This window comes from Ruegeria sp. AL12 (assembly GCF_056540885.1).
In genome coordinates, this window is record NZ_JBQFXN010000177.1 from 1 (window position 1) to 577 (window position 577).

Annotated in this window: 1 protein-coding gene; it reads left to right on the forward strand. The window is 57.4% G+C overall.

Annotated features, from left to right (window positions below):
* Positions 1-16 precede the first annotated feature (16 nt).
* Positions 17-577: FAD-dependent monooxygenase (locus ACR0C6_RS22080; protein WP_480621330.1), on the forward strand; the 561-nt coding region annotated here is incomplete at its 3' end.

Here is a 577-nt window from a genome sequence, read left to right on the forward strand (position 1 = left end):
TGCGGAGGAGGGGACAATGCAATATTACGTTGATGGATTTCGTCCGGGTGATCCGGATATCAAACCGGCTGCGTTCGGTCACCACATCCACCCCACAACCCTCCCCGAAAAGGTTGATGTTCTGATCGCGGGTTGTGGACCGGCCGGGCTTTGCCTTGCGGCGCAACTGGCCGGGTTCGCCGAAATTTCGACAATGATCGTGGATCAAAAACCGGGTCCGATGGAGAAAGGCCAGGCGGACGGTGTCAACGTCCGTTCGATGGAGATGTTTCAGGCGTTTGGTTTCGCTGAGAAAGTGAAGCGCGAAGCGTATTGGGTCAACCAAACGGCATTCTGGACGCCCAATCCCGCAAACCCGGACCACATCCGCCGGGCGGGCACGGTGCAGGACGTGGCCGACGATCAATCCGAGATGCCACATACCTTGATGAATCAGGCCCGGATTCATGAGCTGTTTCTGGAGGTGATGAGAAACGCTCCAACGCGGCTGCAACCCCATTACGGGCTTCGTGTCAGCGATTTGACGATTGATGCCGGTTCCACAGATCACTCCGTCACAGCCCAGCTTGAACGCCTG